11 protein-coding genes and 1 pseudogene are annotated in these 12,957 nt (G+C 69.2%); 3 read left to right on the top strand and 9 right to left on the bottom strand.

Features of this window, described 5'->3' with window-relative positions; all coding sequences use genetic code 11:
• Window positions 1-210 precede the first annotated feature (210 nt).
• The 4 genes and pseudogenes from ACTIFU_RS16960 to ACTIFU_RS16945 all read right to left on the bottom strand — a co-directional run bounded on the left by ACTIFU_RS16960 (window position 211) and on the right by ACTIFU_RS16945 (window position 5,170).
• Window positions 211-1,324, bottom strand: a pseudogene (locus tag ACTIFU_RS16960) (IS5 family transposase).
• Between the two features lie 319 nt (window positions 1,325-1,643).
• A complete protein-coding gene (infC, locus tag ACTIFU_RS16955) occupies window positions 1,644-2,162 on the bottom strand; it encodes a translation initiation factor IF-3 (RefSeq protein WP_439579502.1) in 519 nt (172 codons plus the stop codon).
• A gap of 67 nt (window positions 2,163-2,229) precedes the next feature.
• Window positions 2,230-4,188: a threonine--tRNA ligase gene (thrS, locus tag ACTIFU_RS16950; protein ID WP_439579501.1), complete on the bottom strand. Its 1,959-nt coding sequence runs from the start codon at window positions 4,186-4,188 to the stop codon at window positions 2,230-2,232.
• A 34-nt stretch (window positions 4,189-4,222) separates the two neighbouring features.
• A complete protein-coding gene (locus ACTIFU_RS16945; RefSeq protein WP_439579500.1) occupies window positions 4,223-5,170 on the bottom strand; it encodes a glycosyltransferase family 9 protein in 948 nt (315 codons plus the stop codon).
• Between the two features lie 106 nt (window positions 5,171-5,276).
• On the opposite strand from ACTIFU_RS16945, the gene ACTIFU_RS16940 reads away from it, so the two are divergent.
• The 3 genes from ACTIFU_RS16940 to ACTIFU_RS16930 are packed head-to-tail and all read left to right on the top strand — an operon-like array spanning window position 5,277 to window position 8,368.
• Window positions 5,277-6,248 (top strand): Bug family tripartite tricarboxylate transporter substrate binding protein, encoded by a 972-nt coding sequence (locus ACTIFU_RS16940; RefSeq protein ID WP_439579499.1) that lies wholly within the window; start codon window positions 5,277-5,279, stop codon window positions 6,246-6,248.
• Window positions 6,249-6,254: 6 nt separating this feature from the next.
• Complete coding sequence (locus ACTIFU_RS16935; protein WP_439579498.1) at window positions 6,255-7,439, top strand: mandelate racemase/muconate lactonizing enzyme family protein; 1,185 nt, start codon at window positions 6,255-6,257, stop codon at window positions 7,437-7,439.
• Between the two features lie 11 nt (window positions 7,440-7,450).
• On the top strand, window positions 7,451-8,368 hold the full coding sequence (locus ACTIFU_RS16930; protein ID WP_439579497.1) for a dihydrodipicolinate synthase family protein: 918 nt from the start codon (window positions 7,451-7,453) through the stop codon (window positions 8,366-8,368).
• Window positions 8,369-8,428: 60 nt separating this feature from the next.
• On the opposite strand, the gene ACTIFU_RS16925 is transcribed toward ACTIFU_RS16930, so the two are convergent.
• The 5 genes from ACTIFU_RS16925 to ACTIFU_RS16905 all read right to left on the bottom strand — a co-directional run bounded on the left by ACTIFU_RS16925 (window position 8,429) and on the right by ACTIFU_RS16905 (window position 12,803).
• Window positions 8,429-8,818 (bottom strand): DUF2306 domain-containing protein, encoded by a 390-nt coding sequence (locus ACTIFU_RS16925; protein WP_439579496.1) that lies wholly within the window; start codon window positions 8,816-8,818, stop codon window positions 8,429-8,431.
• A 110-nt stretch (window positions 8,819-8,928) separates the two neighbouring features.
• Complete coding sequence (locus ACTIFU_RS16920) at window positions 8,929-9,792, bottom strand: ferritin-like domain-containing protein (RefSeq protein ID WP_439579495.1); 864 nt, start codon at window positions 9,790-9,792, stop codon at window positions 8,929-8,931.
• Between the two features lie 188 nt (window positions 9,793-9,980).
• A complete protein-coding gene (atpC, locus tag ACTIFU_RS16915; RefSeq protein ID WP_439579494.1) occupies window positions 9,981-10,394 on the bottom strand; it encodes an ATP synthase F1 subunit epsilon in 414 nt (137 codons plus the stop codon).
• Window positions 10,395-10,422: 28 nt separating this feature from the next.
• Window positions 10,423-11,847, bottom strand: coding sequence for a F0F1 ATP synthase subunit beta (gene atpD, locus ACTIFU_RS16910; protein ID WP_439579493.1), 1,425 nt, complete (start codon window positions 11,845-11,847; stop codon window positions 10,423-10,425).
• Between the two features lie 71 nt (window positions 11,848-11,918).
• On the bottom strand, window positions 11,919-12,803 hold the full coding sequence (locus ACTIFU_RS16905; RefSeq protein WP_439579492.1) for a F0F1 ATP synthase subunit gamma: 885 nt from the start codon (window positions 12,801-12,803) through the stop codon (window positions 11,919-11,921).
• Window positions 12,804-12,957 lie beyond the last annotated feature (154 nt).

Here is a 12,957-nt window from a genome sequence, read left to right as displayed (position 1 = left end):
TGCCCACGCCCTTGAGGTGGCCGACGAAGAAGGTATCAGCGCACAGCAACTCGCCGGGCGCGCCGCTCTCCACATGGACGCCTCGAATAACCCTGCCTTGTGGCGCTGCTGGTGGGCTGGCGATCTACGCGATCGTGCCGAGCGATGTCGACGTGTAGATTCGTTTCGGGCCGGAGTGGCTGGCTGTGGCGTTCCAACCTGCCTGAGCGGTCAGGCGGGCGCGCTTCTCCCCTCGATCCAGACCAGCCGACGCATGTTGTAGGCGACGTTGGCGAGCGTGATCCGGGCGGTGGCGCGGACCAGGCCGATCGAGCGCACGACCAGTCCCATGCGGCGTTTCTGGGCGGCGAAGACGTGCTCGACCAGGCTGCGCACGCGCGCGCGGGTGGCATTGCCGCGAGCGACGTGCGCCGGCATTGTGCGTCCGCGCGGCTTGGCGCGCTGGAACTGCGGCGCGAGGCCGCGCCGTTCCAGCAGCGCGACGTTGGCCTTGCTGCGGTAGGCGACGTCGCCCCAGACGCCGCTGCCGGTATTCTGCGGGTCCAGCACGGCGCCAAGCTGGCTGCCGTCGTGGCGTGCGGCATGGGTGACAGTGAAGCGGCGGATGAAGCCGTGCCCCCGATCAATGCCGAGGTGGTTCTTGTAGCCGAACACCGGCACCGCGATCTCAGCACCGCGGCGCTCAGCCCCCTCTGGTGGCGGCGGCTTGCGCCCGCGCTTGATGGTCCAGCGGCCGTCGGGTTCCCATCGCGGCAAGCCGCGATGGGGGCCCGTCGCGATCGATCTGGCGGGTGCGCGCCTTGGACCACCCCTCTGGCGTGCCGCCCTCGCGCAGGGTGCGCTTCTCCTCCTGCGTCAGTCGCGGCCGGCGCGCTTCCACGACCGTCGCGTCGACGATCTGCCCGCCCATCGCCAGATAGCCGCGCTCGGCCAGCACCGCATCGAACCGCGCGAACAGCCGCGCCAGCGCGCCGACCCGCGTCAGATGCTCGCGATACAGCCAGATCGTCTTGGCGTCGGGGACCGGATCGTGCAGCGCCAGGCCCGCGAAGCGCATGAAGCTCAGCCGGTCGCGCAGCTGGTACTCGGTCTGCTCGTCCGAAAGCGTGTACAGCGTCTGAAGCACACGGATCCTGAACATCAGCACCGCGTCATAGGGCGGCCGGCCGCCGCGGCTACGGTCCGCACGCGGCAAAGCCGCTTCGAGCTCGGCGCGGAACGCCTCGAACTCCACCACCGCGCGCAACCGCTCCAGCGGATCGCCGGCCGCTGACAGCGCCCGAAGCCGCTCATCCGCATCGAAGAAACCCGCCTGACCCGCCATCGCCGCCCCCATCGCCGAGGACGTCAGCGAATCACCCCAACCCGAGCCGACGCCAGCAGTTTTTCGAGGTGTCCACTTTACGACTTTATCGCTTCATCCGGCGCGCGCGGCCGTCCGCCGCTGCGGCGTTCGATTCGGGCGCGTCATTCGCTGGGGAGGGGTGGTCGCGTCGCGTGGTCGGGAGCGATCCCGACCGCTCTATCCTGTGCCGGATAGGGCGGCCGGGCGTCTCATGCAGTGCGAAGCGCCGCCGGGTGCTTCCGTGGTGCTTCCGGCTTGGCGATCATGCCGGCGGAAGGTGGCCGTTAACCTCAAGATTTCAGCGTGGTGTCAGCACCATGATCATCTGCCGGTTCTCCATTCGCGGCATCTGCTCGACCTTGGCGATCTCGTCGAGTTCGCCCTTCACGCGCTCGAGCACCCTCATGCCGAGATCGACATGGGCGAGCTCGCGACCGCGGAACCGCAGCGTGACTTTCACCTTGTCGCCTTCGCCGATGAAGCTCTTGGCCTGACGCATCTTCACGTCGTAATCGTGGTCATCGATGTTCGGTCGGATCTTGATCTCCTTGATCTCAACAACCTTCTGTTTCTTCTTGGCCTCGTTTTTCTTCTTCTGTTGCTCGTATTTGTACTTGCCGAAGTCGAGGATCTTGCAGACCGGCGGGTCGGCGTTGGGGGAAATCTCCACGAGATCCAGCCCCACTTCCCGGGCGCGCCAAAGCGCATCGCGGGTCGGCAGAACGCCGATCATCTCCCCGTCGGCGCCGATCAGGCGAACCTGAGGAATACGGATGTCTTCGTTGACGCGCGGGCCCTCGCGGGTCGGCGGCGCCAGGGTGGTCGGACGTGGTGGGATGGCTCAAGCCTCCTTGCCGTTGTTGAACCGGTAGAGAATGGGGAAATCAGGCCGCGGCTTCAACCGCGACGGGGCCGCGCAGGTCGGGCGGGGTCGCCTCGGCCGCCAGGGCGGCCACGGCCGAATCCAGCGGCACGATCTGCTGCGCCTCGCCGCCGAGGCGCCTCAGCGCGACGGTGCGCGCCTCGGCCTCCTTGCGGCCGACCACCACGATCACCGGCACGTGCGCGACCGAGTGCTCGCGGATCTTGGCCTGGATCTTCGCGTTCGAGAGGTCTGCCTCGACCGCGAGGCCCGCACGTGCGAGCGACGCTGCCACCTCGCGTGCGTAAGGGTCGGTATCCGAGGTGATGGTCGCAACCACCGCCTGCACCGGCGCGAGCCACATCGGGAAGCGCCCTGCGTACTGCTCGATCAGGATGCCGAGGAAGCGCTCGAAGCTGCCGAGGATCGCGCGGTGCAGCATCACCGGCCGCCGGCGCGACCCGTCAGCCGCGACATAGAGCGCGTCGAGCCGCTCGGGCAGCACGAAATCGACCTGAAGCGTGCCGCACTGCCAGTCACGCCCGATCGCATCGCGCAGCACGAATTCGAGCTTCGGCCCGTAGAACGCGCCCTCGCCAGGGTTCAGCGTGTAGGCGACCCCCGCCTTGGCACAGGCCTCCTTCAGCGCATTCTCGGCCTGATCCCACACGGCATCCGTGCCGGCGCGCTTGGCCGGTCGGTCGGAGAACCTCACGCGGAACTCGGCAAAGCCGAAGTCGCGATAGATCGACGAGAGCAGATCGACGAAGCGCACGGTCTCGTCGGCGATCTGCGCCTCGGTGCAGAAGATGTGCGCGTCGTCCTGGGTGAAGGCGCGCACGCGCATGATCCCGTGCAGCGCGCCCGAAGGCTCGTAACGGTGGCAGGAGCCGAACTCGGCCATGCGCAGCGGCAGGTCGCGGTACGAGCGGATTGTGGTGTTGAAGATCTGCACGTGGCAGGGGCAGTTCATCGGCTTCAGCGCGAGCACACGGGACTTCTCACCCTCGTCCTCGACGTTGGCAACGAACATGTTCTCTCGGAACTTTTCCCAGTGGCCCGAGGCCTCCCACAGCGCGCGATCGACGAGCTGTGGGGTCTTCACCTCGACATAGCCGGCGGCGTCAAGACGGCGGCGCATGTAGGTCTCGGCGGTGCGATAGAGACGCCAGCCCTTGGGGTGCCAGAACACCGAGCCGACCGCCTCCTCCTGGAGGTGGAACAGCCCCATCTCCTTGCCGATGCGCCGGTGGTCGCGCCGCTCGGCCTCCTCGAGCTGATGCAGATACGCATCGAGCTCCTTGCGGTCGCGCCAGGCGGTGCCGTAGATGCGGCTGAGCATCGCGTTGCGGTGATCGCCGCGCCAATACGCGCCCGCGACCTTCATCAGCCGGAACGCGTCGCCCACGTGCCCGACGGTCGGCATGTGCGGGCCGCGGCAGAGATCGGTCCACCGGCCCTGGCGGTAGAGCGTGATGGTCTCGCCCTGCGGCAGGTCTTCGATCAGCTGCACCTTGTACTTCTCGCCCTTTGACCGGAACAGGTCGATCGCCTCGTGGCGGGAGGTGACGATCCGTTCGAACGCCGCGCCGCGCGCGATGATCTCGCGCATCTTCGTCTCGATCGCGGCGAAGTCGTCGGGGGTGAACGGCGTGTCACGCGCGAAGTCGTAGTAGAAGCCATTCTCGATCGGCGGGCCGATGGTCACCTGGGTGCCAGGGAAGAGCTCCTGCACCGCCTCCGCCAGCACGTGCGCGCAGTCGTGCCGGATCAGCTCGAGCGCCTCCGGGTCCTTGCGCGTGATCAGCCGCACGCGTGCGTCCGTCTCGATCGGGCGCGAGAGATCCCAGAGCGCCCCGTCCACCTCGATCGCGATCGCTGCCTTGGCGAGCCCCGGGCCGATCGCGGCCGCGATCTCCGTGCCCGTGACGGCGGCGTCGAAGCGGCGCACGGATCCGTCGGGCAGGGTGATGGCGGGCATGGGTGTTCCTCGGCCGTTCTCGGGCAAGCGGGGTCTATGCGGGCGGGGCGGCGGGGGCGTCAAGCGCGCTGGCTGCTTCGATGACCTGTGCGGGCGGCAGTTCCCGCAGGTCGGGCACGCGCAGGATGCGCACCTCGCGCCCGCGCGGGGCACAGAGCGCCGGATCGCTGTCGGCCGAGAACAGTACGAGCGAGGGCGTGCCCACCGCGGCGATCAGGTGCATCGGTCCGGTGTCGTTGCCCACCGCAAGGACGGCGCGCCGAGCAAGCGCCGCGATGTCGGGGATCGTCGTCCGGCCGGTCAGGTCGCGGGCGTCGGGACACAGCCTGCGGATCGCGGCGGCAAGCGGCGCCTCGGCGGGTGCGCCGAGGACCACGGTGGTCAGGCCGGCCGCGGCGAGATGGCCGGCGAGCGCGCCGTAGTGCTCGGCCGGCCAGCGCTTCGCTGGGCGGTGCGGCGCGGCCCCAGGAATCAGCAGGGCGAACGACGGTGGCAGATCGAAGCGGTTCGCGTCGCCGTCGAGCCAACCGAGCTCCGGCACTGGGAAGACGGTGAGGCCCGCCATCGCGAGCTGCTCGCGCTGGCGGTCCTGGGTGTGCATGGCATCGCGGCCGGGATTGGCATGCGGGTGCGAGGCGCCGGCTGCGATGCCGCTCCATTCCGAGCGGGCGCCGAACAGATGCATCCAGGCGAGCAGCCGCGAGGAGCGCGCCGAGGTCTGCAGGTCGTACACACGCGCATAGGTCTCGCGCGCCAAGCGGCGGGCGAGCCCGATCTGCGCCGGCAGATTCCACCACGCCGGTCGGTCGTCGGTGAGCACGCGGTCGCACCACGGCGCAGCCGTCATCAGGGCGGCGAGGGGTGGGGTGGTCAGCAGATCGATCCGTGCCTCGGGATGATGCGCGCGGATCGCCGCGAACGGCCCGAAGGCCTGCACCAGGTCGCCGAGGGCGCCGTGCTTGATCACCAGGATTGCTGTCATCCCGGCCGCGTGTCCGACGCAGACGGCGCAGCGTCAAGGTGCGATTGCTGGCCCTGGCCGCGCCCGGTATCGTCCCTGGCCACATCGCTGCGGGAGGAACGAGATGATGACGACACGGCGCCTGCTGCTCGGTGCGGGTGCGGCCGCGCTGGCGCTGCCCGCGATCGCGCAGACCGGCTGGCCGGAGCGCAATGTCCGGCTGATCGTGCCGTTCGGCCCAGGTGGTGGCGCCGACATCATCGGCCGCCTCGTGTCCGACCGCATGGCGCAGGTTTTCGGCCGGCCCTTCGTGGTCGAGAACCGGCCGGGCGCGGGCAGCGTGATCGGGCTCGACATGCTCGCCCGCTCGGCGCCCGACGGTTACACCTTCGGCCTCGGCAACATCGCCAACATGGCGATCGCGCCGGCGGTGCAGAAGGGCCGTGTCCCCTACGACCCGGTGCGCGACTTCGCCCCCGTCAGCAACTGTGCGGCGACGCCGCTGCTGCTGGTGGTCAATGCCGAGAAGGTCGCGGCGCGCACCGTGCCCGAACTGATCGCGCACATGAAGGCGAATCCCGGGGTGCTGAACTACGGCAGCTCGGGCAACGGCACCTCGATCCATCTCGGCCAGGCGCTGTTCCTGCTCGAGACTGGCACGAACGCGGTGCACGTGCCGTTCCGCGGCGGCGCCGACATGCTGAACGGGCTGCTCGGCGGGCAGGTCGATTTCGCGCTCGACGTGATCCCGACCTCCTGGCCGCATGTCGAGGCGGGCAAGCTGCGGGCGCTCGCGGTCGCCACGCCGACGCGGCTCGCGCGCTTCCCCGACCTGCCGGCGCTGAACGAGTTCGCCCCGGGCGTGGAGCTGATGTCCTGGCACGGTGTGGTTGCCCCTGCCGGCACGCCGGCGCCGATCGTCGCCCGGCTGTCCGAGGCGATCCGCAGCTTCCTGCGCGAACCCGAGGTGCTCGCCCGGCTTGACCAGCTCGGCTTTGTGCCGGTCGCGAACACGCCCGAGGAGTTCGCGCGCCAGATCGCGACCGACGCCGAGCGGTTCCGCGACGTGGTGGCGCGCGCCGGCATCACGGTCGACTGAACCGCCGTGAGCGGCGAGCGGATCGCGCGCGTCGAGGTCCTGGTCGTCGTCATCCCGCGCGAGACGCCCTATCTGGGTGCCGCGCGCGAAGGCGAGGCGCCGAACGCGCGCGGCTACCTGGTGCGCAAGGGCAACCGTACGATCTACCCGACCGATGACCGCACAATGCTGGTGCGGATCGAGACCGCGTCGGGTGCGATCGGCTGGGGCGAGGGGTTCGGCGTGATCGCCCCGCGCGCGACCGCGGAGGTGGTGGTCGATCTGCTCGGCCCGCTGCTGCTCGGGCGCGATCCGCGCGATCCCGTGCCGCTGCACGAGGACCTCGCCGACACGATGCGCGTGCGCGGCTTCCGCGGCGGGTTCTTCGGCGATGCGCTCGCTGCCGTCGATATCGCGGTGTGGGATCTCGCCGCGCGGCTCGCCGGACTGCCCCTCGTCCGTATGCTCGGCGGGCAGCGTCATGACTGCGTGCCCGCCTATGTCTCGGGTCTGCCGAAACCGACGCTGGCCGAGCGGGTCGCCGAGGCGGAACATTGGGCCTCGCGCGGCTTCGACGCGGTGAAGTTCGCCGCAGTGGTCGCTGATGACGGGCCGGAGGCGGAGATGGTCGGGTTGCGCAAGGCGCTCGGCGCCGGCGTCCGGATCGCCGCCGATCTGCACTGGGCCTACACCGCGGCCGAGGCGATCGGTGTGATCGACCGGCTCGCCGCGCACGGGCTGTGGTTCGCGGAGGCCCCGGTCGCGAGCGAGGACATCGACGGGCTCGCCGCGGTCGCGGCGGCGGCGCGCGTGCCGATCGCCGGTGGCGAGGAGCTTGCGACCGCCTTCGACGTGCGCGAGCGGCTGATCCGACGTGGCTTCGCGATCGTGCAGCCGGAGATGGGGCACACCGGGATCACGCAGTTCCTGCGCATCGGCCACCTGGCCGAAGCGTTCCATGCGCGGATCATCCCGCACGCGACGATCGGCGTCGGCCTGTTCCTCGCCGCGAGCCTGCACGCCTCGGCCACACTCGCCGGCGTGGTCGGCCACGAGTACCAGCACTCGATCATGGACCGGAACCTGCGCTTCCTCGACCAGCAGGGCATGGGATGCGCTGGCGGCGCCTATACGCTGCCGGAGGGGCCGGGCCTCGGCGTGGTGCCGTCGGCAGCACTCGATCCCTACGTCCGCTTCCGCGAAACCGCCTGAAGGAGCTGTGCGTGACCGCTGACCTGTCCGGCGTGCTGCCGATCGTGCCGACGCCGTTCCGCGAGGACGGCTCGCCGGACGAGGGCGATCTGCGCAACGTGGTGGAGTTCATCATCGCCTCCGGCGCCGACGGGCTGGTGTTCCCGGGTGTGGCGAGCGAGTTCGACACGCTCGCCCCCGCCGAGCGCACCCATCTGACGCGCGTGGTGGCGCGGGCGATCGACGGGCGGAAGCCGTTCGTGGTCGGCGCCTCGGCGGCGAGCGAGGCCGACGCGGTGGGGTATGCGCGGCTGGCGCAGGAGCTCGGCGCATCGGCGGTGATGGCGATGAACCCGCCCTCGCTCTCCAAGGACGCAGCGGCGATCGAGGGCTTCTACCGCGCACTTGCCGGCGTCGGTGTGCCGGTGATGCTCCAGAACGCGCCGGCGCCGGTCGGATCGGCGCTGACCATGAGGTTCGTCGCCACGATCGTCGAGCGGGTCCCGGGAGTCGCCTACGTCAAGGAGGAGGCGCTGCCGGCCGGCCAGCGCATCGGCGAGCTCTTGAGCCTCGCGCCGCCAGGGTTGCGCGGCGTGCTTGGCGGGGCAGGGGGCCGCTACATCACCGACGAGCTCGCGCGCGGTGCGTGCGGGACAATGCCGGCCGCCGAGCTGACCGACCTGCACGCCGCGCTGTGGGCGGCGCACGGCGCCGGCGATCGCGCAGGCGTGCGGGCGATGTTCAACCGGATGCTGCCGCTCCTGAACTTCCAGGCCGTGTTCCGTATGGCGATGACCAAGGCGGTGCTGGCCGCGCGCGGCGTGATCCGCCACGTGCACGTGCGCGCCGCGGGTCCGCGCCTCGATGCCGGAGACCGGGCGGAACTGGCGGAGATGCTGGCGGAAGTGGCCGATCTGTTCGCGCACGAGCGGTATTCGCTGTGCGGCTGAGGCGCATAATCCGGTCGGCGAACGGACGGCCTGGCCGGGCATCCGCCCTGTCCGTAACGGTCAGCCGAATAGCCAACCGTGCAGCAGGCGACCGGGCAGCAGCGTGAACAGTCCCGTGACAAGGAACGACGCCGTCAGGATCAGCATGATGCGGCGATGCCGCGCGACGTCCCTGCGCCGTGCCGCCCGGACTGCCAGGGCGAGCCCGAGCAGCATGACCACGGAGAGGACGTGGATCGGGCCGAAGGGGAATGCGCCCGTCAGCCCCGTCATGAAGGTCGGGATTGCGAAGGAGGAGAGCGCGACCAGCGCCATCAGCAATACCCAGGCGTAGCCTGCCGCACGGTGACGCGGCGTCCCCTTGGACAACGCAAGCTGCCCGGCGGTCAGCGCCAGCACGCCTCCCGCGGCGGCGAGATGGATGGCGATCGCGGGGGTGAGGGAGGCCATCCGAGCGTCCTGTGCAGCGCGGCAGGTGCCGAAAATAAACTGAACCGTTCAGTTCAGTCAAGCGCTGCGCCATGGCGCGGGGAAGCAGGGCCTCCGCACCAGTCCCCGGCTCAGGCCGCCTGCGCGGCGCGGGGGATGTTGCTGTTCGCCGCGGCCCGTTGCGCGATCGCCTCGTTCCGGCGCTGCTTGAAGCGGATGAACCGATGCGCCGCACGCGCGGCGAACTCGGACAGCCGTCCACGCGGCGAAAGTCCTACCGCTTTGAAGATCATGCCCATGCCGCGGTCGATGTGACGCACCTTGTAGTAGGTCATCGCCTTGGCCATGTAGGTCGCGATCGACGTCTTGCGGTCATAGGGCGCTTCGTCGGGCATGTTGCCGCAGTGGAACGCGAAGGCGAGTTCATCGTCTTCGCTCTCACCGATCCGCCCCGCCGCAATGCGCAGCCGCTCGATAAGCGAGATCTTCTCGCGCGCGAGATAGCGCCGCATATGGTCATAGAACAGCTTGAAGTGGCGGTACTCGTCGGCGGCGATCAGCTGGCACACCTGCTTCAGCACCGGCTCCTCGGTGCCCTCGGCGAGGGCGGTGTAGTAGGACGAGGTGCCGGTCTCGACCATGCAGCGCGCGATCAGCTCGCCGGTGCGACTGCCGCGCACGGAATGATCCGCCTCCAGCGGGATCTGGTAGCCCTCGCGGAACCGGGCGAAGGCGGCGCGGTAATCCCAGGTCGGATCGGCCAGCATCGCCCAGCGCCCGAGCGCCTCGCCGTGCTGCACCTCCTCGTCTGCCCAGTTCAGCGCAGCCTGGCGGAAGTCGGGGTCGTCATGGAATACGTTGCAGAGATAGGTGGCGTAGTCGTCGCCGTTGCGCTCCACCATCGCCGCCGCCTTCACGAGCGGCACGATGCCCGGATCGACCTTGCCGGGATCGAACCTCTCCCAGCCCACCTGGTCGATGTGCCAGTGCTTCATGGCGCTGCCGTCCTTCCCGGTTGTCGAACAGCCCTGCCTTCCCGAGGGCGGACTCGGCGTTCCGCACACGCTAGCACAGGAATGGGGATTGCGCGCCAGTGAGGCAAGGGGCGGCGGTCGGATGAAATCAAACCGAATCAGGGCGTTGCGCCGCTTTGCGGAACCGCGACGGACAGCTCGCGGCGTCCTCAGCGCCGCGCTGCATCCTCCATCGCGCGTGCGGCAGCGAGGCGCATGATCGCCTGTTCGATCTCGTCGGCATCCCGCGTCTCGGCGGCCGCCTGGTAGGCGGTCTCGGCGTCGGCGACGCGCTTGTGCGCGGTCTCGAGCGAGAGCTCGTCGGCCGGGATCACCTCGTCCGCGAGCACCGTGCAGCGGTCGGGGGCGATCTCGACGAAGCCGCGTCCGACATAAAGCTGCTTGGTGACCGACCCGCCCTGATGCACGCGGATCAGTCCGCCGCGCAGCGTCGCGATCATCGGCGCGTGCCCGGGAAGCACACCGATATAGCCATCATAGGCCGGGATCTCGGCGAGATCGACCGGCTCCGACAGCAGAAGCCGCGTCGGGCTGACGATCTCGAGCGTGATCTGGTCCGCCATAGCACCGTGCTCCGGTCTGGCCCGCCGCTCAGGCCGCCTCGGCGGCGAGCTTCTCGGCCTTCGCGACGGCCTCCTCGATCGTGCCGACCATGTAGAACGCCGCCTCGGGCAGTTGGTCGTACTCGCCGGCGCAGATCGCCTTGAAGCTGCGGATCGTGTCGGCGAGCTCGACGAACGCGCCGGGCTGGCCAGTGAACACCTCGGCGACATGGAAGGGCTGCGAGAGGAAGCGCTGGATCTTACGCGCGCGCGCCACGATCAGCTTGTCCTCCTCCGAGAGCTCGTCCATGCCGAGAATGGCGATGATGTCCTGCAGCGACTTGTAGGTCTGCAGGATGCGCTGAACCTCGCGCGCGACGTTGTAGTGCTCTTCGCCCACGATGCGCGGATCGATCGCGCGGCTGGTCGAGTCGAGTGGATCGACTGCCGGATAGATGCCGATCTCTGTGAGTGCGCGCGAGAGCACGGTCGTCGCGTCTAGGTGGGCGAAGGAGGTCGCCGGCGCGGGGTCGGTCAGGTCGTCGGCCGGCACGTAGATCGCCTGCACGGAGGTGATCGAGCCCTTCTTGGTCGAGGTGATGCGCTCCTGGAGCGCGCCCATGTCGGTCGCGAGCGTCGGCTGGTAGCCCACCGCCGAGGGGATGCGTCCCAGCAGCGCCGACACCTCCGAGCCCGCCTGGGTGAAACGGAAGATATTGTCGACGAAGAACAGCACGTCCTGGCCTTCCTCGTCGCGGAAGTACTCGGCGAGGGTGAGGCCGGAGAGACCGACGCGCGCGCGCGCACCCGGCGGCTCGTTCATCTGGCCGTAGACGAGGGCGGCCTTCGAGCCGGGTCCGTCGGTCTTGATCACCCCGGATTCGATCATCTCGTGATAGAGGTCGTTGCCCTCGCGCGTACGCTCGCCGACGCCGGCGAAGACCGAGTAGCCCCCGTGCTTCTTGGCGACGTTGTTGATCAGTTCCATGATCGTGACGGTCTTGCCGACGCCGGCACCACCGAACAGGCCGATCTTGCCGCCCTTCAGGTAGGGGGCGAGCAGGTCGATGACCTTGATCCCGGTGACCAGGATCTGCGCCTCGGTCGACTGATCGACGAACAGCGGCGCTTCGCGGTGGATCGGGAAGTGCTTCGCGGTCTCGACCGGGCCGCGCTCGTCGATCGGCTCGCCGACCACGTTGAGAATCCGCCCCAGCGTCTCCGGGCCGACCGGCACCTGGATCGGAGCGCCGGTGTCGGTCACCTCGGCGCCGCGGACCATGCCATCGGTGCTGTCCATCGCGATCGCGCGCACGGTGCTTTCGCCGAGGTGCTGGGCACATTCCAGCACCAGCCGCCGCCCGTTCATCTCGGTGTGCAGCGCGTTGAGGATGTTCGGCAACTCGCCGGGGAACTGCACGTCCACGACCGCGCCCAGAACCTGCGTGATCTTGCCGACGTTGTTCGATGCCATCGTCCGTACTCCCTGGCCCCAGGGGCCCATCCTGTAACGCGTTGTCCTCGCCGTTCGAGCGTCGCGCGCGGTCAGATCGCTTCCGCGCCCGAGATGATCTCGATCAGCTCCTTGGTGATGTTCGCCTGGCGCTGGCGGTTGTAGTTCAGCGTCAGCTTGCCGATCATGTCGCCCGCATTGCGGGTGGCGTTGTCCATCGCGGTCATCCGCGCGCCCTGCTCGCCGGCCGCGCTCTCAAGCAGTGCGCGGTAGAGCTGGATCGCGAGGTTGCGCGGCAGCAATTCGGCGAGGATCTCCTCCTCGCCCGGCTCGTACTCGTAGGAGGCGCGCTGCCCGTTGGCCGGTTCCGCCGGCGCGCCTTCGATGCTCGCCGGGATCAGGCGCTGCTCGGACGGCACCTGGGTGATGACGTTCTTGAAGCGGTTATAGACCAGCGTGCAGACGTCGAACTGCTGGCCGCTCAGCATTTCGGTCACCTGGTTCGCGATCTCCACCGCATCGTCGAAGGTGATCTGCTTCTTGCCGACGAAGTCGATGCTGCCGACGATGTTCCTGCGGTACTCCCGGCGCAGGAAGTCGCGCCCCTTGCGTCCGACCGTCAGCAGCTTGACCGTCTTGCCCTGCTCGATCAGGGCGCGCGTCCTGTTGCGTGCGAAGCGGGAGACGGCGGTGTTGAAGCCGCCGCAGAGGCCGCGATCGGCCGAGACCACCACAAGCAGATGCACCTCGTCCTTGCCGGTGCCGACCAGCATCGGCGGCGCGATCGGACTGCCCGCGACCGAGGTGGCGAGCGCGCCCAGCATCCGCGCCATGCGCTCGGCGTAAGGGCGGGCCTGCTCGGCCTGGCTCTGCGCGCGCTTCAGCTTGGACGCGGCGACCATCTTCATCGCCTGCGTGATCTTACGCGTCGACTTGACGCTGTTGATCCGCGTGCGGAGCGCCTTCAGGCTCGGCATCGTCTATCCCCGGACCGTGTGCCTCAGGCGAAGGTCTTGGCGAAGGCGTCGAGGAACGCGACGAGCTTCTCCTCGGTCGGCTTCTTGATCTCCTTGTCGGTGCGGATTGCCTCGAGGATCGTGGGCTCCTTGGCGCGCAGCTCCGACAGCATCA

Origin of the sequence: Elioraea sp. (assembly GCF_051860475.1) — a bacterium.
Lineage (GTDB): Bacteria > Pseudomonadota > Alphaproteobacteria > Acetobacterales > Acetobacteraceae > Elioraea.
The sequence above is the reverse complement of the archived record's forward strand: the minus strand, read 5'-3'. Positions and strand labels throughout refer to the sequence as shown.

Bases quoted from the DNA above. Each gene is read 5' to 3' on its own strand.
- thrS (WP_439579501.1), bottom strand. From the start codon at position 4,188: ATGCCCGCCATCACCCTGCCCGACGGATCCGTGCGCCGCTTCGACGCC.
- ACTIFU_RS16945 (WP_439579500.1), bottom strand. From the start codon at position 5,170: ATGACAGCAATCCTGGTGATCAAGCACGGCGCCCTCGGCGACCTGGTG.
- ACTIFU_RS16940 (WP_439579499.1), top strand. From the start codon at position 5,277: ATGACGACACGGCGCCTGCTGCTCGGTGCGGGTGCGGCCGCGCTGGCG.
- ACTIFU_RS16925 (WP_439579496.1), bottom strand. From the start codon at position 8,818: ATGGCCTCCCTCACCCCCGCGATCGCCATCCATCTCGCCGCCGCGGGA.
- ACTIFU_RS16920 (WP_439579495.1), bottom strand. From the start codon at position 9,792: ATGAAGCACTGGCACATCGACCAGGTGGGCTGGGAGAGGTTCGATCCC.
- atpC (WP_439579494.1), bottom strand. From the start codon at position 10,394: ATGGCGGACCAGATCACGCTCGAGATCGTCAGCCCGACGCGGCTTCTG.
- atpD (WP_439579493.1), bottom strand. From the start codon at position 11,847: ATGGCATCGAACAACGTCGGCAAGATCACGCAGGTTCTGGGCGCGGTC.
- ACTIFU_RS16905 (WP_439579492.1), bottom strand. From the start codon at position 12,803: ATGCCGAGCCTGAAGGCGCTCCGCACGCGGATCAACAGCGTCAAGTCG.